The organism is Kitasatospora sp. MAA19 (assembly GCF_029894125.1).
Taxonomy (GTDB): Bacteria; Actinomycetota; Actinomycetes; order Streptomycetales; family Streptomycetaceae; genus Kitasatospora.
Genome location: NZ_JARXYZ010000005.1, coordinates 37,454 through 58,273 on the forward strand (window position 1 = coordinate 37,454; position 20,820 = coordinate 58,273).

Genomic DNA, 20,820 nt, shown 5'->3' on the forward strand with positions numbered 1-20,820 from the left:
TATGTCAGCGTCTGACATTCGGCAAACACTGACTTCTGGCCCTGGCTGACATTTGTCAGAACGCTAAGGTTGTGCTCCCACCCCGCCCGCACGCGCCCGGAAGGCCCCACCATGGCCGCTCGCACCCCCACCCCCACCGCCGCCCCGGTCACCGCCGAACGGCTGCCCGGGCTGCGCGAGCGCAAGAAGCAGCAGACCCGGGACGCCCTCGTCCAGGCCGCCCACGTGCTCTTCCTCCGCCAGGGCTTCGCCCGCACCACCGTCGACGAGATCGCCTCCGCCGTCGAGGTCTCCCAGCGCACCTTCTTCCGCTACTTCGCCAACAAGGACGAGGTCGCGCTCGCCGTGATGGCCGAGGCCGAGGACCACTTCATCGCGTGCCTGCGCCGCCGCCCGGCCCACGAGTCCCCGCTCCAGGCGCTGCGCGCCGCGATCGTCCAGTCCTGGCTCGAACTCGGCGCCGAGCACCGCTCCGGCCCAGGCTCGATCACCACCGCCCTCGAACTGATGCGGATGATCGAGGAGACCCCCACCCTGCTCGCCACCCACCTGCGCCGGGTCACCGAGCAGGAGCGGGTGGTCGTCCAGGTGCTCGCCGAGCGCGAGGGCCTCGACCCGGCCAGGGACCTGCGCCCCACCGTGCTCGCCGCCGTCTTCGGCAGCGTGCTGCGCGCCGCCCACCTGTCCTGGACCCCCGAGCAGGAGCCCGCCGGGCCCGAGGGCATGGTCGCCGTCATCGAGCGCCACTTCGACCAGCTCGGCCCGGCCCTGTCCGGCCACTGGCGCACCGGCCCGCAGCAGGGGCCGCAGTAGGTCCGGAACCGGGCCCCGGGCAGGACCCCAGGAGGGTCCGGACCAGTGCCGCCCGCAGTACTACCCGGGTATCACCCCCTACCCCGGTAGCACCCCCGATGTTCGACCCCAGTGCGACGACGGGCGGACACCACCCTCCTAGGCTGGCCCGCGATGAACACGATCAGCAAGGCCGAAGTCCGCGCGCAGACCGTCCGGCTGCTCCGCTCGCTCCGGCTCCACCTCACCACCCCGACCGGCGGGCACGCCCCGCTGCTCGGGGACTCCCCCCGGGCCTGGCTGCGGCGGCTGCCGTACGTCGTGGCGCTGATCATGCAGGCGTCGCTGATCCCCACCGGGATCGCCGCCCTGGTCGGCTACTACAACGTCGCCCTGCCGATCGCCGGTGCGCTCACCATCGCCCAGACCGCGCCGCTGCTGCTCGCCATCACCCGGCCGCTGGCCGCCTGGTGGATCAGCGCGGCCGCCCTGGTCACCACGGCCTCCATCACCGCCCGGTACGACCAGCACGGCGGCACCTGGCCGTGGACGGCGCCGATGATCCTGGCGTACGTCTTCCTGCTGATCGCGCTCGCGCTGCGGGAGAGCCGGGCCACCCTGATCTCGGTCTGGATCGCCACGATCCTGCTCACCCTCCTCGCCACCACGCTCGGCTTCCCGCACGCCGACGACGGCACCACCATGCTGCTGGTCGCCCTCGGCGGCGCCGCCCTGCTGCTGGGCTGGGCCGTCCAGGACCGCACCGAGGCCCGCCGGCTGCTCGCCGAACAGGAGCACATCAGCGAGGCCGAACGCGAGCGGCGCACCCTGCTGGAGGAGCGTGCCCGGATCGCGCGGGAGCTGCACGACGTGGTGGCCCACCACATGTCGGTGATCGCCGTTCAGGCGGCCAGCGCGCCGTACCGGATCACCGGCGTACCGGCCGAGGCCACCGAGGAGTTCACCGCCATCGCCGGCACCGCGCGCGAGTCGCTGGCCGAGATGCGCCGGCTGCTGGGCGTGCTGCGCAGCGAGGAGTCCGCCGCCGAGAAGGTGCCGCAGCCCGGGATCGCGCAACTGCCCCAGCTGATCGAGACGGTGGGACGGGCCGGGGTCCCGGCCGAGCTGACCGTGGATCCGGGGCTGGCCGAGGCGGTGCCGCAGGCGGTCGGCCTCTCCGCCTACCGGATCGTGCAGGAGGCGCTGGCCAACGTGGTGCGCCACGCGCCCGGTTCGAAGGTCCGGGTCTGCCTGGTCGACGAGGGCCCCACCCTGCTGCTGACCGTGGTGAACACGCCGCCGCCGAAGCACACCGAGTCGTTGGAGGCCTCCATGGAGGGCACCGGGCAGGGACTGATCGGAATGCGGGAACGCGCCCGGCTGGTCGGTGGCAGGCTGGAGACCGGCCCGATGCCCGACGGCGGCTACAAGGTGGCCGCCGTCCTGCCCCTCGAAACCCCCCGGGAGAAACCCGCATGACCATCCGCGTGATCATCGTCGACGACCAGGCCATGGTGCGGGCCGGCTTCGCCGCCCTGCTCAACGCCCAGAGCGACATCGACGTGGTGGGGGACGCGGCGGACGGCGCGCAGGCCCTGGAGGTGAGCGGCCGCACCCACCCGGACCTGGTGCTGATGGACGTCCGCATGCCCGTCATGGACGGCCTGGAGGCGGCCCGCCGACTGCTCGACCCGGCCGTGCCCGGCGCGCACCGGCCCAAGGTGATGATGCTGACCACCTTCGACGTGGACGACTACGTGTACGAGGCGCTGCGCGCCGGGGCCAGCGGCTTCCTGCTCAAGGACGCCCCGCCCGCCGACCTGATATCCGCGGTCCGGGTGGTCGCGGCCGGCGAGGCGCTGCTCGCCCCCTCGGTGACCCGCCGGCTGATCGAGGACTTCGCCCGCAACCGGCCGGCCCGGCGGCGCGACCCGAAGCTGCGGCTCAACGGCCTGACCCCGCGCGAGACCGAGGTGCTGGAGCTGATCGCCCGTGGCCTGTCCAACCAGGAGATCGCGGCCCGGCTGGTGCTGGCCGAACAGACCGTCAAGACCCACATCGGGCGCATCCTCGCCAAGCTCGACCTGCGCGACCGGGCCCAGGCCGTCGTCCTCGCCTACGAGTCGGGCCTGGTGACCCCGGGCCAGTGAGGCCCGCGGCCCGCCCCGGCGCCGTGCTCCGCGCCGCATTCCGCGTCGCTCTCCGCGCCTGCCTCCGCGCCGCACCCCCTGCAGTACCCCGTGCTGCACCCCCAGTAATACCCCGGTAGCACCCGGGAGTTGGCCCCGCGGTGTGACGTCCGCGGGGCCGTCGCATTTCTACCTTCCTCTCCGTCGAAGTCGAACGGACAAGGGAGGGGCCGGACATGGGGAAGTTTCGGGTCAGGAGAGCGATCGCGGCCAGTGGGGTGGTCCTCGCCGCGGTGCTCGGCCTCGGCGGCTTCTCCGCGGACGCCCAGCAGGCCGTCACCGGCCCGCCGCCGGGCAGCGCCGCCTGGGTGGCCGACACCGCGCTCGGCGTCCACCCGCCCGACCCGGCCACCACCACCCCGGCCGAGGTCGCGGCCTTCTTCGCCCGGCTGACGCCCGCTCAGCAGGACGCGCTGGCCGTCCGGCACCCGCTGGTGGTCGGCAACCTGGACGGCGCCCCGGTCCGGCTCCGGTACCGGGCCAACACCCTGGCCCTCACCGCCGAACGCGGCCGCGAACTCGCCCGGGCCACCGACCCGGCGCTCACCCCACAGGACCACGAGGCCGCCCGCGACCGCGCCGAGCGCTACCGCACCCTGCTGGACGGTGGCCGCCAGATCCTCGCCTTCGACCCGCGCGGCCGCGGCCAGATCGCCGAGGTGTTCGGCGACCTCGCCACCGCCCGCCGCACCGCCGTCGTCGTCCCCGGCTCCGACATCGACCTGCACAACTTCGACCGCGCCTCCAGCCCGTACGGCACCCCCGCCGGCATGGCCCGCTCGCTCTACCAGGCCACCGACCGGCAGACCGCCGTGATCGCCTGGACCGGCTACACCACCCCGCTCGGGATCGGCCTGGACGCCGCCACCGAGGACCTGGCCCGGGCCGGGGCCGAGCGGCTCACCCGGCTGCTCGACGGACTCGCCGTCAGCACCCGCCCGCAGGCCCCGGCCACGGTGTTCTGCCACAGCTACGGCTCGGTGGTCTGCGGCCTGGCCCGCCCCGGCCCCGACCAGGCCTCCGGCGTGGTCGTCCTCGGCTCGCCGGGGATGGGCGTCGGCTCGGCCGCCGACCTCGACCCGCGCGTCCCGCTCTGGGCCACCGCCCGCAACGACTCCGACTGGATCGGCCGGGTCCCCTACGTCTCGGTGCTCGGCCTGGGCCACGGCGCCGACCCGACCGCCCCCGGCTTCGGCGCCCGCCCGCTGCCCGCCACCGGATCCGCGGGCCACGCCGGCTACTTCGCCCCCGGCACCGCCTCCCTCGCCGCCTTCGCCGCCGTCGCGCTCGGCCGCTGACCGCTAGCCGCCCGCCACCGAAAGGAGCACCACCATGGCCCACCCGCTCACCGCCCTGCGCAGCGCCGCCCGCCAGGTCGACGCGCGCACCCCCGAGACCCGCGACCGCGCCCTGGACGGGCTGCGCGCCCTCGCCCTGCTCGCCGTACCAGTCGGGCACTGGCTGCTCGGCGGCTTCACGCTCTCCGCCGACGGCGCCCTGCACAACGCCAGCCCGCTCTCCGCGCTCGGCGGCCTCGCCCCGATCAGCTGGGTGCTGCAGATGCTCGGGGTGTTCTTCCTGGTCGGCGGCCACTCCTCGGTCCAGTCGCTGGAACGCGCCCGGGCCAAGGGCGTGACGTACCCGGGGTGGATGCGCGGCCGGACGGTGCGGCTGCTGCGCCCGGTGCTGGGGGTGACGGCCGTCTGGGCGCTGCTGATCGCACTGCTGCCCGCGCTCGGCGTCCCCTCGGACACCGTGCGGACCGGCGCGACGCTGGTGGTGCAGCCGCTCTGGTACATCGCGGTCTACCTGGGGCTGACCGCGCTCACCCCGCTCTGCGTGGCGGCCGGGCGCCGGCTGGGCGGCTGGTCGGCGGGCGCCCTGGTGGCCGCCGTCGCCACGGTCGACCTGCTGCGGTACGGGCCGTGGGCGGAGGCGATGCCGTCCTGGGTCGGGCTGCTGAACATCCTGCCGGGCTGGCTGTTCGGCTACCAGCTGGGCGTGCTGTGGGCGCAGGGCCGACTCGGCCGCCCGACCGCCCGGGTGCTGCTGCTCGGCGGCGGCGCGCTGTTCGCCACCCTGCTGGTGGTGTTCCACTACCCGGCCAGCATGGTCGGGGTGCCCGGGGTCGAGCGGACCAACTCGCACCCGCCGTCCCTGCTGGTGCTGGCCCTGGCGGCGACGCAGTGCGGCGCCGCGGTGCTGCTGCGGGAGCGGCTGGGCCGCCTGCTGACCCGCCGTCCGCTGCTGTGGCTGCCGGTGGTGGTGGTCAACCTCTCGGCGATGACGATCTTCTGCTGGCACCAGAGCGCGATGCTCGCGGTGGCGGTGCCCGGCGCGGCCGGCCTGGGCGCCCTGCCGGGGCTGACCACCGCGCCGGACTCGGTCGGCTGGGTGGCCGCCCGGGTGGCGCTGCTTCCGCTGTTCGGAGCCGTGCTGGTGGCGATCGGGTGGTTCACCCGGCGGTTCGACGGGCCCTGGACGGCCTTCTCCCGGGCCGGGAAGGCGCTGGCCGCGGCGGGCGCGGCGCTGTTCGCCGCGTACGCGCTGGGCATGGTGTGACCTGCACCGGAGGGTGAGGCACGAAAGGGGCGCGGACCGACCGGTCCGCGCCCCTTCGACCGTTCCGCCGACGGTTCGGCGCGGGTGGTCCACACCCGGATGCATCCGCATGCGAACCGATACGCACTGTGATGTCCTGTGACGGACGGCGACCATCGCTGGACCGCGCCCGCCCACGGCCCGTCCGTCCGCATTCGCCGCTCCTCCCCGCACACCCCTTCTCCGAGGAGTTCCATGTCCCCGTCCCCAGCATGCCCACAGCCCCGGCCCCGGGCCCGCCGCCGGCTGTCGGCCACCGCCGTGGTCTGCGCGGTGACCACCGGCACCCTGCTCGGCGCCGTCGGGCCGGTCGCCGCCCACGGCGGGCCGGCCACCCCCGGGCAGAACGACCTCGCCCCGCACATCGCCTCACCCCGGGTGATGGCCGAGATGCGGGACGACGAGGTCGCCGCGCTCGGCGCCGAGCACGCCGAGGAGCACGCCCGGGCCCGCGCCGCCATCCGCGGCATCGGCGACTACCCGCAGACCACCCGCACCAACCGGTACAACGCGCTGACGGCCTCCCAGTCCAGCACCAACGCCGCCTTCGACCCGAAGGTCTTCGGGTCGTTCAAGGAGTACTTCCCCTCCCCCGACTTCGGCGACCACGTCGCGCTGCTGCCCACCGGCAAGGTGCTGCTGTTCTCCTTCGAGCGGATCGAGACCAACCCGGAGAAGGAGCCCGCCCCCACCCAGACCACCGGCAAGGAGAACGCCGGCCGGGCCTTCCTCTGGGACCCGGCCAAGGGCACCGGCAAGGACGCCTTCAAGCAGGTCACCCCGCCGGTCGCCGACATGCCGGACGGCCTCAACGAGCCCCGCCCGGTACCGTTCTTCTGCTCCGGCCACTCCTTCCTGCCCAACGGCATGCTCGGCGTCTTCGGCGGCAACCTGGGCGGCAACGGCGGCACCGGCGCCAAGCTCTCGCTGATCTTCGACCCGTGGACCGAGACCTGGACCCGCAACCCCGACATGTCGGTCGGCCGCTGGTACCCCTCGGTGGTGACCGGCGCCGACGGCCGGCAGCTGATCATGTCCGGCCAGTCCGAACTCGGCTACGGCACCCCGACCCCGGTGGTCGAGCGCTTCCCCGCCAAGGGCTCGCCCGTCCCCCAGGGCAAGAACGACACCCCGAGGAACACCCCGGTGGACCGGTTCAAGGCGGACGGCCCGTTCACCACCGACTACCCGCACCTGTTCTCGCTCAACGACGGCAACGTCTACGGCTTCGGCCGCCAGCCCAACGAGCAGTGGAAGTTCGACCCCGTCGCCGAGTCCCGCAGCGACCTGACGGCCCGCCCGGACGGCCGCAAGCGCAACTACGGCTCCGCCGTGATGCTGCCCGGCGGCGTCAACGGCCCGGACTCCACCCTGGTCCTCGGCGGCGACCGCGACAACCCGAGCACCCTGCGCTTCTCCAACGGCAGTTGGACCGCCGAGAAGTCCCGCGCCTTCGGCCGCACCCAGGACGACACCCTCCTGCTGCCCAACGGCCGGCTGATGACCGTCAACGGCGCGTACGACATCCGCGACTACGGCAACGGCCCGTACAACCCCAACGCCGACCTCAAGTACCGCCAGGTCGAACTGCGCGACGACCAGGGCAACTGGAAGCTCGGCCCGGTCCAGCGGCTCCCGCGCGGCTACCACTCCAACGCGGTGGTCCTGCCGGACGGACGCGTCATGGTGACCGGCGACGAACTCCAGCAGCTGGCCAACAACACGGACGTCAACGGCACGGTGAGCGGAGTCCCCGGCACCACGGGCCCGGTCACCATGAACGGCACCATCGAGATCTACGAGCCCGCCTACCTGCACCAGGGCGACCGGCCCGCGCTGGACAACCCGCCCACCTCGCCGGTCGGTTACGACAAGACCTTCACGGTCACCAGCACCACCCCGGGCCAGGCCGTCAAGGCCGTCCTGCTGTCGCCGACCACCTCCACCCACTCGGTCAACACCAGTCAGCGCCACCTCGACCTGCGGATCACCAGCCGGGCCGGCAACCGGCTCCAGCTCCAGGCCCCGCCGGACGCCAAGGCCGCGCCGCCCGGCTGGTACATGCTCTTCCTGCTCAACGACCAGGGCGTACCCAGCATCGCGAGATGGATCCAGCTCAGCTCCTCGGCCTGACCACCCCCCACCCAGAAAGGAACCCACCCATGGCACCGGATCTGAGACTGCGCGAGAGTGACGAGATCCAGGGCGACATCCTCGCCGGCTTCAAGAAGGACAACGTCAGCGTCCTGTTCCTCAAGTTCGAGGATGCGGGCCGGGCCCGCGAATGGCTGCGCCAACTGGTCCCGCAGATCGCCACCACCCGCGAGGTCGCCACCTTCAACGAGGCGTTCAGCGAGGCCCGCAAGTCCTCGGGCGGCGACGACCCGAAGACGCTCAAGGCCACCTGGCTGGGCGTCAGCTTCACCTACGAGGGCCTGCGCGCGCTCTCCACCACCGACCCGTTCGTGACGCCCCCGCCGATCGGCAGCGGCCTGGAGGCGTTCAAGGAGGGCTCGGCCAAGCGGGCCGGCGCGCTCGGTGACACCGGCGACAACTCCCCGGAGAACTGGCTCTTCGGCAACGGCAAGAACCAGCCGATCCACGCCGTGCTGAAGCTCTCGGCGGACAGCGAGAAGGACCTCCAGGCGGCCATCGAGGCCCAGCGCATCGCGGCCGCCGAGCAGCGCGTCCTGATCGTCTACCAGCAGAACGCCCAGACCCTGCTGGGCAGCCGCCGCGGCAAGGAGCACTTCGGCTTCAAGGACGGCATCAGCGAGCCCGGCATCAGGGACTTCGACCGGCCCGCCCCGGCCAGGCCGGAGGAGCTGGACGGCCACCCCGGCACCCGGCTCATCCCGCCCGGCGAGTTCGTCTGCGGCGAGGACAACGACCCGTTCAGCTTCCCGAAGGACCAGTACCCGGTCTGGTCGCGCAACGGCTCCTTCCAGGTGATCCGCCGGCTCGCCCAGGACGTCCCCGGCTGGTGGTCGCAGGTCTCGATCAAGCTGCGGGAGCTCAAGCAGGCCAAGGCCGTCCCGGACAGCGCCACCACCGAGTGGCTGGCCGCCCGGATGGTCGGCCGCTGGCGCTCCGGCGCCCCGGTCTGCAAGCACCAGGACCGGGACGTCCCGAACAACCCGAGCGCGGCCTCGGACAACGACTTCGACTTCCGGGACGATCTGGAGGGCCTGGTCACCCCGCTCTGGTCACACCTGCGCAAGACCAGCCCGCGCGCCGCCCTGCAGGAGAGCCCGGACAAGGAGCCGTTCGCCGCCAAGGACCTCGACGGCCGGCGGATCATGCGCCGCGGCACGCCGTACGGGGCCCCGTTCGACCCGGCGTCCGAGGGCCCGGGCGGCCCCGACGACCCGCGCGGCCTGCTGTTCATCTGCTACCAGGCCGACATCCAGCGGCAGTTCGAGTTCATCCAGGCCGACTGGATGGACCAGCCGAACTTCCCGCCCAACCGTCAGACGGACACCACCCCGCCCGGGCACGCGGGGCCGCGGCCCGTCCCCGGCAAGGACCCGGTCACCCAGGAGGCCCCCGACGTCGACTTCGAGAGCCGGGACCAGGACGGCACGATCAGGCACACCCCGGTGAGCTTCCAGCAGTTCGTGCAGACCACCGGCTCGGTGTACGCCTTCATGCCGTCCATCAGCGTGTTGAAGGCGCTCTGCGACGGCCGGCTCACCCCCCAGGGCGGCGGGCAGACCACCGGCCAGGGCGGGCAGACCGGGCAGACCCAGCAGCCGGGCGGCGGCCAGCAGCCCAAGCCGCAGCCGGTGAAGGCGTACCCGTGCGACGAGTTCCTCCCCGTCCCGGACCAGCAGCGCCGGGGCGGTCAGAGCCAGTACTGGGCGTTCCACGGCGACCGGTGCCGGCTGATCTCGGTGGCCGACGGCTCCGCGCACACCGACCGCAAGGTCGAGGACGACACCTGGCTGAACACCTGGTCCTGTCTGCAGGGCGTCGGCCGGGTCGACTGCATCCTGCCGATGCCGGACCTGCAGAACCCGGGCGGGAAGAGCTGGTACTGGGTGTTCCACAGCACCAGCGGCCGCCAGCAGTACCGGGCCGTCTCGATCACCTGCGGCGGCGGCAGCTACACCACCGCGCTGGAGCGCGCGGACCGCGACCTCACCGCCTGGGGCTCGCTCAGCGGCGTCGGCCAGGTGGACTGCTGGCTGCCGGTGCCCGACCAGCAGCGGGTCGGCGGGAAGAGCTGGTACTGGGTGTTCCACACCACCAGCGGCCGCCAGCAGTACCGGCTCTGCTCGATCGCCGACGGCTCCGCGCACACCGACGTCCGCGAGCGCACCGACCGTGAGATCTCCCAGTGGGGCTCGCTGAACGGCCTGAGCCGGGTGGACTGCTTCCTGCCCGTCCCGGACTGCCAACGGGTCGGCGGCCAGAGCGAGTACTGGGCGTTCTGCGGCCAGAGCTACCGCCGGATCTCGATCGCCGACGGCAGCGGCCACCCCGACCGGCTGGTCTCCGGCGACCGCTCCTGCGACGCCTGGGCCTCGCTGGGCTGACCGGCCGCATCGGCCACATCGGCCAGACCGGCCCGCCCGCCCCCGGTACGCCTCGCGCGCACCGGGGGCGCGTTGTCGGCGCCGTGCTCTAACCTGCCGCCATGGTGACGTTCGAGGAGTTCCGCGCGATGGCGCTCGCCCTGCCGGAGGCCGCGCAGGAACCGACCTGGGACATCGAGACCCTGCGGGTGCGCGGCCGGATCTTCGCGATGGGCGCCCCCGGGGGCCTGGCGGTCACCGTCAAGGCCTCCCCCGCGGACCAGGCCGAACTGCTGGCCGCCGAGCCCGAGGTGTTCTCCAGCGCCCCGTACGTCGGACGACACGGCTGGGTGAGCGTCCGGCTGGACCGCGTCGACCCGGAGGAACTGCGCGACCTGGTCGTGGAGGCCTGGCGCCGGACGGCACCCAAGCGCATGCTGCGCGAGTTCGACGCGCACGACACGCCCTGACGCCGAAACGACACCGCCGGTTCATGTGATCCATCCCACAGTTTGGGCGGGCGCGTCACCTCCCCGGGCACCCTAGGCTTGCGCAGGGAAGCAAGCAGTCTTGTCGCACCCTCCGGGCACCGCCCGAGAAACGGTGACGGGCCCCAAGGGAGTTGGTGCGGTGCGCAACCGTCGACGCTGGAAGCGGGTACTGATCGGGGCGTTCGCGGGTTGTGCCGTGCTCGCCGACGCCGGCGCCGCGGCGGCCCAGGCGGCCGCCTCCACCGAGCAGCTGGCGATCTCCACGCCCCCGGCCGGCAGCGCCGCCTGGGTCCAGGACCACACCTTCGGCCGCACCCTGCCCGACCCGGCCACCACCAGCCCGGCCGCCGCCGCCGAGTTCTTCGCCTCGCTCGCCCCCACCGAGCTGGACCGGCTGATCCAGGACTACCCGCTGGTCGTCGGCAACTTCGACGGCGCCCCGCTGGGCCTGCGCTACCGCGCCAACAAGATCGCGCTGACCGCCGAGCGCGACCACGCCCGGGCCCGCGCCGCCGACCCGAAGCTCGACTCCGACACCCGCCAGCTGGCCGTCTCCCGCGCCAACGACGTCGAGCACCTGCTCTCCCCCGACCGCCAGGTCCTCGCCTTCGACCCGCGCGGCCGCGGCCTGGTCTCCGAGGTGTGGGGCGACCTCGCCGACGCCGAGCGGATCTCCGTCCTGGTGCCCGGCTCGGACGCCGACCTCGGCCACTTCGACCAGACCGTCGAACCGCTGCGCTCCCCCGCCGGCATGGCCCGCGCGCTGTACACCGAAGAGCAGAAGCAGGCGCCGAACACCCGCACCGCGGTGATCGCCTGGACCGGCTACGTCACCCCCTCCGGCCTCGGCCCGGACGCCGTCACCTCCCGGCTCGCCGACGTCGGCGCGCCCCGGCTGCAGCGGCTGCTCGCCGGGCTCAAGGAGACCACCCGGCCGGACGCGCCCCCGGCCCTGCTCTGCCACTCGTACGGCTCCGTGGTCTGCGGCAACGCCGCCCCCGAGATCCCGCGCGCGGCCGCCTCGCCCTCCGACGTCTCCGGGGTCACCGACCTGATGGTGTTCGGCAGCCCCGGCATGGGCGTACAGAGCACCAGCGAGCTGGGCACCGGCGTGCACGTCTGGGCCACCCGCAACCCCAGCGACTGGATCGGCAACGTCCCCTACCTGGAGGTCGGCGGACTCGGCCACGGCGCCGACCCGACCGGCAGCGGCTTCGGCGCCGAGCAGATCTCCTCGGCCCGCGCGGTCGGCCACAACGGCTACTTCACCGAGGGCACCGACAGCCTGCACAACTTCGCGGCGATCTCGCTCGGCCACTACCAGGACGTCGTCCGGCCCGCCCCGAGCTCCTGATGCAGCCCTGGGGCTCCGGCCCGCCTCAGTCCTGGTAGAGGCGCAGGGCGTCCGCCGCCGCCCGGGCCAGCTCGCGGCGGGCCGCGGGCGGGCCCAGCACCTCGACGTCCGCGCCGAAGGCGAGCAGCGAGCGGACGGCCGCCGGCGCCGGGAAGACCATCGCCACCTCGACCCACTCCTCGGCCGGCCCGGCGCCCCCCTCCGGTGGCGGCGTGGTGACCCGACCGCCGTGGATGCGGACGAACATGTCCAGCCGCCCGCGCCGCACCCGCACCCGGACCGGCAGTTCCTTCGGCAGCCGCTCCACCTGCTCGCGCAGCACCGCCCAGGCGTCCCCGAGCCCCACCCCGGGACGGCGGCGCACCGCCTCGTCGGTGGTCTCGGCGGCCAGCACCCGGTCGGCCCGGAACAGCCGGGGCTCACCGTGCAGATCGGCCACCAGGTACCAGACCGAGGCCTTGCTCACCAGCCCGTACGGGTCGACGGTGTACTCCACCGGCGCGGGCGTGCCGCTGTGCCGGTAGCGCAGCCGCAACCGCCGGTCGGCGAACACCGCGTACTGCAGTTCGCCCAGTTCCGGGCCGGCCGCGGCACCGGCCGCCGGGCCGCTCTGCATCCAGCGGGCCGGGTCGACCAGGATGCGCTCGGTGACCCGCTCCGCGGCCGGGCGGTGCGGGGCCGGCAGCGCGGCCATCACCTTGCGCAGCGCCGAGCCGAGCGCGCCGTCCAGCCCGAGGTCGCTGTGCGCGCCCTGGGCGGAGAGCACGAACAGGGCCCGGGCCTCGTCCGCGGTCAGGCCGGTGACGTCGGTGCGGTAGCCGGGCAGCAGGCTGATGCCGCCGTGCCGGCCGCGTTCGGTGAACACGGGCACGCCGGCGGCGGAGAGCGACTCCACGTCGCGGTAGATGGTGCGGACGGACACCTCCAGGCGCTCGGCCAGTTCGGTGGCGGACACCCGGCCGCGGGTCTGGAGCAGGAGCAGGATCGAGAGCAGGCGGTCGGCCTTCATGGCAGCAGAATCCCAGCAATCCTGACGGCGGTTGTCAGGTTTTACTGGGAGATTGCCGTCCGAGACCGAAAGCCCGCCCGACCTCAGGGAGCTGACTCCACGTGACCTCCGTCCAGGATGCCCGCCCGCAGTACCTGCTCGCCCTCGGCCAGTTGGAGAAGCTGTTCGCCGAGATCACCCCGGAGGCCCTCGACCGGCCCACCCCGTGCACCGAGTTCACGCTGCGCCAGCTGCTGGGCCACGTGGTCGGCGGCGTCCACCGATTCGCGTACCTGGGCGAGGGAGGCCGGGCCGAGGACGTCGTCGCGGCCACCGGGGACCTGCCGGACGACGCCTGGCCGGGCGCGCTGGACCGGGCCCGCGCCCGGGCCGCCGCGGCCTGGGCGGACGACGCCGCGCTGGAGCGCCCGACCCACGCGCCCTGGGGCGTGGTGCCCGGCCGGATCGCGGTCGGCGGCTACCTGATGGAGACGGTCGCCCACACCTGGGACATCGCCCGCGCGCTCGGCTCCGACCAGCCCTTGGACGACGCGCTGGCACACGCCGCGCTGGCCGTCGCCGAAGCCGTCCTGTCGGCCGAACACCGCGGCGGCCCCGTCCCGTTCGCCGCGGTGCGGCCGGTCGCCCCGGACGCCGACGTGCACACCCGGCTGGCCGCCTGGCTGGGCCGGGAGGTCTGAGCGGCGCCCACCCGGTTCAGGCCCTGTTCCGGCGGTGGTGGGGGGAGCGGCACGGGCGGCCGCTCCCCCCACCGGACACCGGACCTACTCCCGCCCGACCTGGGTGAGGCGCATGTCCGGGTAGCGGTCCCCGGCCACCTCGCCCGCCACCGGCTCCAGCAGGGCCAGTTCCCCGGCGGTGAGCCGCAGCGTGGCGGCCGCGGTGTTCTCGGCGAGCCGGCTGCGCTTGCGGGTGCCGGGGATCGGCACGACGGTCAGCCCGTGCACCTCCGCCCGCTGGTGGACCCAGGCCAGCGCGACCTGTGCGAGGGTCACCCCGCGGGCCGTCGCGATCTCCCGCAGCGGCGCCAGGAGTTCGGCGTTGGCCGCCGCGTTTGCGCCGGTGAAGCGCGGCTGGGTGCGCCGGACGTCGTCGGCCGCGAGCTGCTCGGCGGCCTGGAACGAGCCGGTCAGGAAACCCCGGCCGAGCGGCGAGTACGGCACGAAGGCGACGCCCAGTTCGGCCGCGGCCGGCACCGCCGTGCGCTCGACGTCCCGGGCGAACACCGACCACTCGGACTGCAGCGCGGCGATCGGGTGGATCGCGTGCGCCTCGCGCAGCTCGGCGCCGGTCACCTCGGACAGGCCCAGCCGGCGCACCTTGCCGGCCCGGACCAGCTCGGCCATGGCGCCGACCGATTCGGCCAGCGGCACGGCCGGGTCACGGCGGTGCATGTAGTAGAGGTCGATCTCGTCCACGCCGAGGCGGCGCAGCGAGGCGTCCGCGGCGGCCCGGATGTACGCCGGGTCGTTGCGGATGCCGCGGTAGGACGGGTCCTCCTCCTTGCGTTCGAGGGCGAACTTGGTGGCGAGCACCACCTTGTCGCGGTTGGCCCGGATGAAGGGGCCGATCAGCTCCTCGTTGCGGCCGAAGCCGTAGGCGTCGGCGGTGTCGAACAGGGTGACGCCGGCCTCCAGGGCGGCGTCCAGGGTGGCGAGCGCCTCGGTACGGTCGGTCGGGCCGTAGAACTCGCTCATGCCCATGCAGCCGAGGCCCTGGACGCCCACGGACGGGCCGTCGGCGCCGAGTCGGACGGTGGGGAGGGTGGGGACGGTCATTGGCTCTGCTTCTTCCTCTGCGTACGGCGTGCTGGTGGCGGCTACTCGTAGCGGCAGACCGCCGGTCCCTCGGACGCGGCGATCCGGCCGGAGTACAGGTCGATCTTGTAGTCGAGGACGGCGAGAGTGGCCTGGAGGTCGGCGACACGCTGGCGGACCTCCGCACGCTGGTCGACCAGCAGCTGACGTCGCGCCTCGAAGGTCCGCTCACCCTGGCGGGCCAGCTCCACGTAGCGGAGCATGTCGGCGATCGGCATGCCGGTCAGCCGCAGCCGGCCCAGGAAGGCCAGCCGGTGCAGGTCGGCGTCGCGGTAGCGGCGCTGGCCGCTGGCGGAGCGGTCGACCGGGTCGAGCAGGCCGATCCGTTCGTACCAGCGCAGCGTGTGGGCGGTGAGTCCGCTGGCCGCGGCGACCTCGCTGATCGGGTGCCGCGGGGTCCGGTCCGGATCGCCGACCGGACGGTGGAAGACCTCGGCGCAGCTCTGCAGGTCGAGTTCAACGGGTGCGAGCGTGGCCATGATCGGTTACCCCCTGTGGTGAGCGGTGACAACGACGCTATCGAGTTGGAGTGCACTCCAAGCAAGCCTCTCAGCCGGGTGCTCCCGCCACCTGTTTTCGGGCCTTCGTTAGAGTCGGGCGCATGGAGAGCTTGCGGATGATCGAGAACTGGCCGGTGCCCCACGCCGCGGCGGCGGTGGTCCGGGGGGCGGACGGCGCGGTGCTGGGCACGTACGGGCCGCAGCAGCACCTGTTCCCGCTGGCGTCGGTGACCAAGCTGCTCACCTCGTACGCGGTGCTGGTCGCGGTCGAGGAGGGCGTCTTCGAGCTGGACGACCCGGCCGGGCCGGCCGGCTCGACCGTCCGCCACCTGCTCGCGCACACCTCCGGCCTGGGCTTCGACGAGGACCGGGTGTTCGCGGAGCCCGGCAACCGCCGGCTGTACTCCAACGCGGGCTTCGACGCGCTGGCACGGACGCTGTCCGACGCCGCCGGGATCGAGTTCTCCCGGTACGCCGCCGAGGCGGTGTTCGAGCCGCTGGGCATGCACGACACGCTGCTCAACACGGCGCACAAGTCCCCGGCCGGCGCCGGCGGCCTGTCCACGGTCGCGGACCTGGTCCGGTTCGCCGCCGAACTGCAGTCCCCGAAGCTGCTGGACCCGTCCACCGTCCGGCAGGCCACCGGCGAGGTCGCCTTCCCGGGCACCAGCGGCGTCCTGCCCGGCTACGGCCACCGCCGCCCGAACGACTGGGGCCTCGGCTTCGAGATCCGCGACGGCAAGTCCCCGCACTGGACGGGCACCGCCAACTCGCCCGCCACCTTCGGCCACTTCGGCCAGTCCGGCACCTTCCTGTGGGTCGACCCGGAGGCCGGCGTGGCCTGCGTCGCGCTCACCGACCGGGACTTCGGCCCGTGGGCCGCGGAGGTCTGGCCGGCCTTCTCGGACGCGGTGCTGGCCGAGGTCCGGTAGGACGCCGTCAGCCGTACGAGACCGGCGAGTGCATCTCCCAGAGCAGGAGTTCGGCGCCGGTCTCGCCGGCCGTCGGGTCGGCGAAGGCGTCGCCGGTGATCCGCACGCTGTCGCCCGGGGCCATCGAACGGCCGCCGCCCTTCGGCCCCGGGATCGTCCGGTAGCCGAGCGAACCGGCCGTCAGATGCGCGTACCGCCAGGCGGCCTCGGGCAGTCGGGGCAGCGGCTGCCACGGCCCCGCGGTCGCCAGCCAGAGCGCGGCGTCACTCCGGCGCAGCCGCAGGGCGTCCGTCCCGGCGTCGCGTTCCAGGCCGGAGGCGAGCAGCGTCAACCCGTCGTCGGCCGGTTCCACCCTGCGCAGCCCGTACACCGGGGGCGCGTCGAACACGTCCGGCTGGAGCCACATCTGGACGAAGCGGACCGGGCCGGCGGCCCCGCCGACGTTGCGTTCGGTGTGGGTGACGCCCGAGCCCGCGCCGAGGTGCTGGATCATCCCGGGGCGGACCACCCCGCCGTGCCCCTGGGAGTCCCGGTGCGCCAGCGCGCCCTCCAGCACCCAGGTGAGGATCTCGGTGTCCCGGTGCTTGTGCTCCTCGAACCCCGCGCCCGGGGCGAGCAGCTCCTCGTTGCACGCGAGCAACGCGCCGAAGTGCGTGTTCTTCGGGTCGTAGTGGCCGGAGAAGGAGAACGCGTGTCGGGTCTCGACGCCCTCGGCCGGGGTGGAGAGGTAGCGCTCGACGGTGCGGCGCAGGTCGGCGCGGGGGCGGGCGGCGGCGTCGGTCACGGACCCCACCGTAGCGGGTGTGACCGGTGCCACCGTGTCGCGTTCGCCGGGGGGTGTGCACGAGCAGTCACTCGCGTGAGGCAGTCTTGTCCTTGTGCCAGCCGCTTCCGCGAACTCCAAGAGCGAACCGAGTCCCACAGCCGAGCCGACCGGGAAGAGCCCGACCCCCAGGGCCGGCCGCGACCGCCCCGGCCGGGCGGCGCCCCGCCTGACCGCGCAGGAGCGCAGAGTCGCGGCCGAGCGGGCCGAGCGCCGGGCGGCGACGCTCAAGCGGCTGGAGAAGTCCTCGGGCAAGCTGGCCAGCGCCGCGATCGCGCGGATGGACGACCAGCTCGGCTGGTACCGGCGGATGCCGCCGGAGCACCGGTCCTGGATCGGTCTGGTCGCCCAGGCCGGCATCGCGGCCTTCACCGAGTGGTACCGCCACCCGGACGCCGCGCAGGCCATCTCCACGGACGTCTTCGGCACCGCCCCGCGCGAGCTGACCAGGGCGATCACGCTGCGCCAGACCGTCGAGCTGATCCGCACCACGATCGAGGTGATGGAGGAGGCCATCGAGGAGGTGGCCGCCCCCGGCGACGAGTCGGACATGCGCGAGTCCGTGCTGGTCTATGCCCGGGAGATCGCCTTCGCCACCGCCCAGGTGTACGCCCAGGCGGCCGAGGCGCGCGGCGCCTGGGACGCCCGGCTGGAGGCGCTGGTGGTCAACTCGCTGCTGTCCGGCGACGCGGACGAGGGCGTGCTGTCCCGGGCCGCGGCGCTCGGCTGGGGCCAGCCGAGCCAGGTCCGGGTGGTGATGGGCAGCGCCCCGGACGGTGACAGCGAGCTGGTGGTCGAGGCGATCCGCCGGGCCGCCCGGTACGCCAAGCTGCACGTGCTGACCGGGGTGCTGGGCAAGCGCCTGGTGGTCGTGGTCGGCGGCGACAAGGAGCCGGTGCACGCGGCCCGGGCGCTGATCGGCCAGTTCGCGCCGGGCCCGGTGGTGGTCGGCCCGACCGTGCCGGACCTGCTCTCGGCGACCCGCTCGGCGCACGCCGCCGCGGCCGGCCTGCGCGCCTGCGCCGCCTGGCCGGACGCCCCCCGCCCGGTGCTGGCCGACGACCTGCTGCCCGAGCGGGCGCTGGCCGGCGACCAGGCCGCCCGCCGCCAGCTGGTGGAGGAGATCTACACACCGCTGGACGAAGCCGGCTCGGCGCTGCTGGAAACGCTGAGCGTCTACCTGGAGCAGGCCTCCTCGCTGGAGGGCGCCGCCCGGATGCTCTTCGTCCACCCCAACACGGTGCGCTACCGGCTACGACGTGTGACCGATGTCACGGGGTACGCCCCGTCCGACGTACGTTCGGCGTTCACGCTGCGGATCGCGCTCGCCCTCGGCCGGCTCACCGCCGCCGGGGAGCCGAGTTGAGCCGAATGTAGGGACCTTACAATCCCGGATGGTTTTCTTCGTTACCGTCGCCTACCCGCCCCTGGGCGCCTGGCGAGAGAGGGTTGAACCGTGCTCGTAATCGTCGCCCCTGGACAGGGTGCCCAGACCCCCGGTTTCCTCAGCCCCTGGCTGGAGCTCGACGGTGTCGCCGACCGCCTGCGCGGCTGGTCGGAGGTCGCCGGGCTCGACCTGGTGCACGCCGGTACCGAGGCCTCCGCAGAGGAGATCAAGGACACCGCCGTCGCCCAGCCGCTGCTGGTCGCGGCCGGCCTGATGACCGCCCGTGAGCTGTTCCCGGACGAGGACGTCGCCCGCAAGCTGGTCGGCGCCGTGGCCGGCCACAGCGTCGGGGAGATCACCGCCGCCGCCGGCGCCGGGGTGCTGAGCGCGCACGACGCGCTGGCCTTCGTCCGCGAGCGCGGCCAGGCGATGGCCGAGGCCGCCGCCGTCACCGAGACCGGCATGATCGCCGTGCTCGGCGGCGACCCGGAGACCGTCGCGGCGAAGCTCGCCGAGCACGGCCTGACGGCGGCCAACAACAACGGCGGCGGCCAGATCGTCGCCGCCGGCACGCTGGCCCAGCTGGACGCGCTGAGGGCCGACCCGCCGGCCGGTGCCAAGCTGATCGCGCTGAAGGTGGCCGGCGCCTTCCACACCGAGCACATGGCCCCGGGGGTCGAGCGGCTGGCCAAGCTGGCGCCGACGCTGACGGTGGCCGACCCGCAGGTGCGCTACGTCTCCAACCGGGACGGCGAGGTCGTGGACACCGGCGCCGAGGTGCTCGACCGCCTGGTGTCGCAGGTCTCCAACCCGGTCCGCTGGGACCTCTGCATGGAGACCCTGGGCCGACTCGGCGCGACCGCCGTCATCGAGCTGTCCCCGGCGGGCACCCTCACCGGACTGGTCAAGCGCAACCTCAAGGGTGTGGCAACGCTTGCCGTCAAGACCCCCGCCGACCTGGACAAGGCCCGCGCGCTCGTCGCGGAACATGGCGGTCAGGACCAGGAGAACCAGGCATGACGAAGCCACAGATCCGGCCCGCGACCGGGGCGCAGTTCTCGCGCATCCTGGGCGTGGGCGGCTACCGCCCGGTCCGGGTGATCCCCAACGCCGAGGTGCTGGAGTGGATCGACTCCTCGGACGAGTGGATCCGCACCCGCAGCGGGATCGCCGAGCGCCGCTGGGCCGGCCCGGAGGAGAGCGTCGCCGAGATGTCGGTGCAGGCCGCCGGCAAGGCCATCGCCCAGGCCGGGATCGCCCCGGACCAGATCGGCGGCGTGATCGTCGCGACCGTCTCGCACCTCAAGCAGACCCCGGCGATCGCCACCGAGATCGGCGAGCGGCTCGGCTGCGGCACCGCCCCGGCCTTCGACATCTCGGCCGCCTGCGCCGGCTTCGGCTACGGCCTGGGCCTGGCCGACGGCATGATCCGCGGCGGCAACGCCGAGTACGTGCTGGTGATCGGCGTCGAGCGGCTCAGCGACCTGACCGACCAGTCGGACCGCTCGACCGCCTTCATCTTCGGCGACGGCGCCGGCGCCGCGGTCGTCGGCCCGTCCGACACCCCCGGCATCGGCAAGCTGATCTGGGGCTCGGACGGCTCGCAGTCCGAGGTCATCACCCAGACCCAGGCCTGGGACACCGCGTTCGCCAAGCCCGGCGCCGTCAACGGCGTGGGCGAGGAGACGAAGTGGCCGGCCCTGCGGATGGACGGCCAGCCGGTCTTCCGCTGGGCGGTCTGGGAGATGGCCAAGGTCGCCCAGCAGGCGCTGGACGCCGCCGGGGTCACCGCCGACCAGCTCGGCGCGTTCATCCCGCACCAGGCCAACATGCGCATCACCGACGCCATGATCAAGGCGCTCAAGCTGCCCGACTCGGTGCCGGTCGCCCGCGACATCGCCGAGACCGGCAACACCTCCGCGGCCTCCATCCCGCTGGCGATGGAGCGCATGTTGGAGAGCGGCGAGGCCCGCAGCGGCGACCTCGCACTGATCATCGGGTTCGGGGCGGGTCTCGTGTACGCCGCAGCAGTCGTTACGCTCCCCTAGGCGCGTTTCGCCCCACTCATTCCGCAAACCTGCGTCCGGCCGCCGGTCGGACGCGTTCAACACCGAAGAGGAGCAGCCAGTATGGCTAAGGACAAGGCCGAGGTCCTGGAAGGTCTCGCCGAGATCGTCAACGAGATCGCCGGCATCCCGGTCGAGGACGTCGCGCTCGACAAGTCCTTCACGGACGACCTGGACGTCGACTCGCTGTCCATGGTCGAGGTCGTCGTGGCCGCCGAGGAGCGCTTCGACGTCAAGATCCCGGACGACGAGGTCAAGAACCTGAAGACCGTCGGCGACGCGGTGGACTACATCCTCACCAACGCCACCGTCTGACCGATCGATCCGTCCAGCACGTCCGGC

Annotated in this window: 19 protein-coding genes; 15 read left to right on the forward strand and 4 right to left on the reverse strand. The window is 73.6% G+C overall.

The window, feature by feature from the left end; translation table 11 throughout:
- Positions 1-111 precede the first annotated feature (111 nt).
- The 9 genes from P3T27_RS10320 to P3T27_RS10360 all read left to right on the forward strand — a co-directional run bounded on the left by P3T27_RS10320 (position 112) and on the right by P3T27_RS10360 (position 11,944).
- Complete coding sequence (locus tag P3T27_RS10320) at positions 112-813, forward strand: TetR family transcriptional regulator (protein WP_280676728.1); 702 nt, start codon at positions 112-114, stop codon at positions 811-813.
- A 153-nt stretch (positions 814-966) separates the two neighbouring features.
- A complete protein-coding gene (locus P3T27_RS10325; RefSeq protein ID WP_280676730.1) occupies positions 967-2,271 on the forward strand; it encodes a sensor histidine kinase in 1,305 nt (434 codons plus the stop codon).
- Positions 2,268-2,942 (forward strand): response regulator transcription factor, encoded by a 675-nt coding sequence (locus P3T27_RS10330; RefSeq protein WP_280676732.1) that lies wholly within the window; start codon positions 2,268-2,270, stop codon positions 2,940-2,942. The genes P3T27_RS10325 and P3T27_RS10330 overlap by 4 nt, the downstream gene beginning before the upstream one ends.
- Positions 2,943-3,157: 215 nt before the next feature.
- The gene (locus tag P3T27_RS10335) at positions 3,158-4,279 is read left to right on the forward strand and encodes an alpha/beta hydrolase (protein WP_280676734.1); all 1,122 of its coding nucleotides are present in this window, start codon (positions 3,158-3,160) and stop codon (positions 4,277-4,279) included.
- 34 nt (positions 4,280-4,313) lie between these two features.
- Positions 4,314-5,543 carry an acyltransferase gene (locus P3T27_RS10340; RefSeq protein WP_280676736.1) on the forward strand — a complete coding sequence of 410 codons (1,230 nt, stop codon included), beginning with the start codon at positions 4,314-4,316 and terminating at the stop codon, positions 5,541-5,543.
- A 234-nt stretch (positions 5,544-5,777) separates the two neighbouring features.
- Positions 5,778-7,715 carry a glyoxal oxidase gene (locus P3T27_RS10345; RefSeq protein WP_280676738.1) on the forward strand — a complete coding sequence of 646 codons (1,938 nt, stop codon included), beginning with the start codon at positions 5,778-5,780 and terminating at the stop codon, positions 7,713-7,715.
- A 29-nt stretch (positions 7,716-7,744) separates the two neighbouring features.
- Complete coding sequence (locus P3T27_RS10350) at positions 7,745-10,120, forward strand: Dyp-type peroxidase (RefSeq protein ID WP_280676740.1); 2,376 nt, start codon at positions 7,745-7,747, stop codon at positions 10,118-10,120.
- A 101-nt stretch (positions 10,121-10,221) separates the two neighbouring features.
- Entirely contained in the window at positions 10,222-10,569 is a 348-nt protein-coding gene (locus P3T27_RS10355) for an MmcQ/YjbR family DNA-binding protein (protein ID WP_280676742.1), read from the forward strand.
- A gap of 160 nt (positions 10,570-10,729) precedes the next feature.
- Positions 10,730-11,944 carry an alpha/beta hydrolase gene (locus tag P3T27_RS10360; protein ID WP_280676744.1) on the forward strand — a complete coding sequence of 405 codons (1,215 nt, stop codon included), beginning with the start codon at positions 10,730-10,732 and terminating at the stop codon, positions 11,942-11,944.
- Between the two features lie 25 nt (positions 11,945-11,969).
- On the opposite strand, the gene P3T27_RS10365 is transcribed toward P3T27_RS10360, so the two are convergent.
- The gene (locus tag P3T27_RS10365) at positions 11,970-12,953 is read right to left on the reverse strand and encodes a WYL domain-containing protein (protein WP_280676746.1); all 984 of its coding nucleotides are present in this window, start codon (positions 12,951-12,953) and stop codon (positions 11,970-11,972) included.
- Between the two features lie 101 nt (positions 12,954-13,054).
- On the opposite strand from P3T27_RS10365, the gene P3T27_RS10370 reads away from it, so the two are divergent.
- Positions 13,055-13,633 (forward strand): TIGR03086 family metal-binding protein, encoded by a 579-nt coding sequence (locus P3T27_RS10370; protein WP_280676748.1) that lies wholly within the window; start codon positions 13,055-13,057, stop codon positions 13,631-13,633.
- Positions 13,634-13,717: 84 nt separating this feature from the next.
- On the opposite strand, the gene P3T27_RS10375 is transcribed toward P3T27_RS10370, so the two are convergent.
- Both P3T27_RS10375 and P3T27_RS10380 read right to left on the reverse strand, forming a co-directional pair.
- Positions 13,718-14,731, reverse strand: a complete 1,014-nt coding sequence (locus P3T27_RS10375) for an aldo/keto reductase (RefSeq protein WP_280676750.1) — start codon at positions 14,729-14,731, stop codon at positions 13,718-13,720.
- 41 nt (positions 14,732-14,772) lie between these two features.
- On the reverse strand, positions 14,773-15,249 hold the full coding sequence (locus P3T27_RS10380) for a MerR family transcriptional regulator (protein WP_280676752.1): 477 nt from the start codon (positions 15,247-15,249) through the stop codon (positions 14,773-14,775).
- Positions 15,250-15,371: 122 nt separating this feature from the next.
- Here P3T27_RS10380 and P3T27_RS10385 point away from each other — a divergent pair, with 122 nt between their 5' ends.
- Positions 15,372-16,202: a serine hydrolase domain-containing protein gene (locus tag P3T27_RS10385; protein WP_280676754.1), complete on the forward strand. Its 831-nt coding sequence runs from the start codon at positions 15,372-15,374 to the stop codon at positions 16,200-16,202.
- Positions 16,203-16,209: 7 nt separating this feature from the next.
- On the opposite strand, the gene P3T27_RS10390 is transcribed toward P3T27_RS10385, so the two are convergent.
- Complete coding sequence (locus tag P3T27_RS10390) at positions 16,210-16,986, reverse strand: pirin family protein (protein ID WP_280676756.1); 777 nt, start codon at positions 16,984-16,986, stop codon at positions 16,210-16,212.
- A 208-nt stretch (positions 16,987-17,194) separates the two neighbouring features.
- Here P3T27_RS10390 and P3T27_RS10395 point away from each other — a divergent pair, with 208 nt between their 5' ends.
- From P3T27_RS10395 to P3T27_RS10410, 4 genes are all read left to right on the forward strand, one after another.
- A complete protein-coding gene (locus tag P3T27_RS10395; RefSeq protein WP_280677216.1) occupies positions 17,195-18,391 on the forward strand; it encodes a helix-turn-helix domain-containing protein in 1,197 nt (398 codons plus the stop codon).
- Between the two features lie 90 nt (positions 18,392-18,481).
- Complete coding sequence (locus P3T27_RS10400) at positions 18,482-19,432, forward strand: ACP S-malonyltransferase (protein ID WP_280676758.1); 951 nt, start codon at positions 18,482-18,484, stop codon at positions 19,430-19,432.
- Positions 19,429-20,460, forward strand: a complete 1,032-nt coding sequence (locus P3T27_RS10405; protein ID WP_280676760.1) for a beta-ketoacyl-ACP synthase III — start codon at positions 19,429-19,431, stop codon at positions 20,458-20,460. The genes P3T27_RS10400 and P3T27_RS10405 overlap by 4 nt, the downstream gene beginning before the upstream one ends.
- 81 nt (positions 20,461-20,541) lie before the next feature.
- A complete protein-coding gene (locus P3T27_RS10410; protein WP_280676763.1) occupies positions 20,542-20,793 on the forward strand; it encodes an acyl carrier protein in 252 nt (83 codons plus the stop codon).
- The last annotated feature ends 27 nt before the right edge of the window (positions 20,794-20,820 follow it).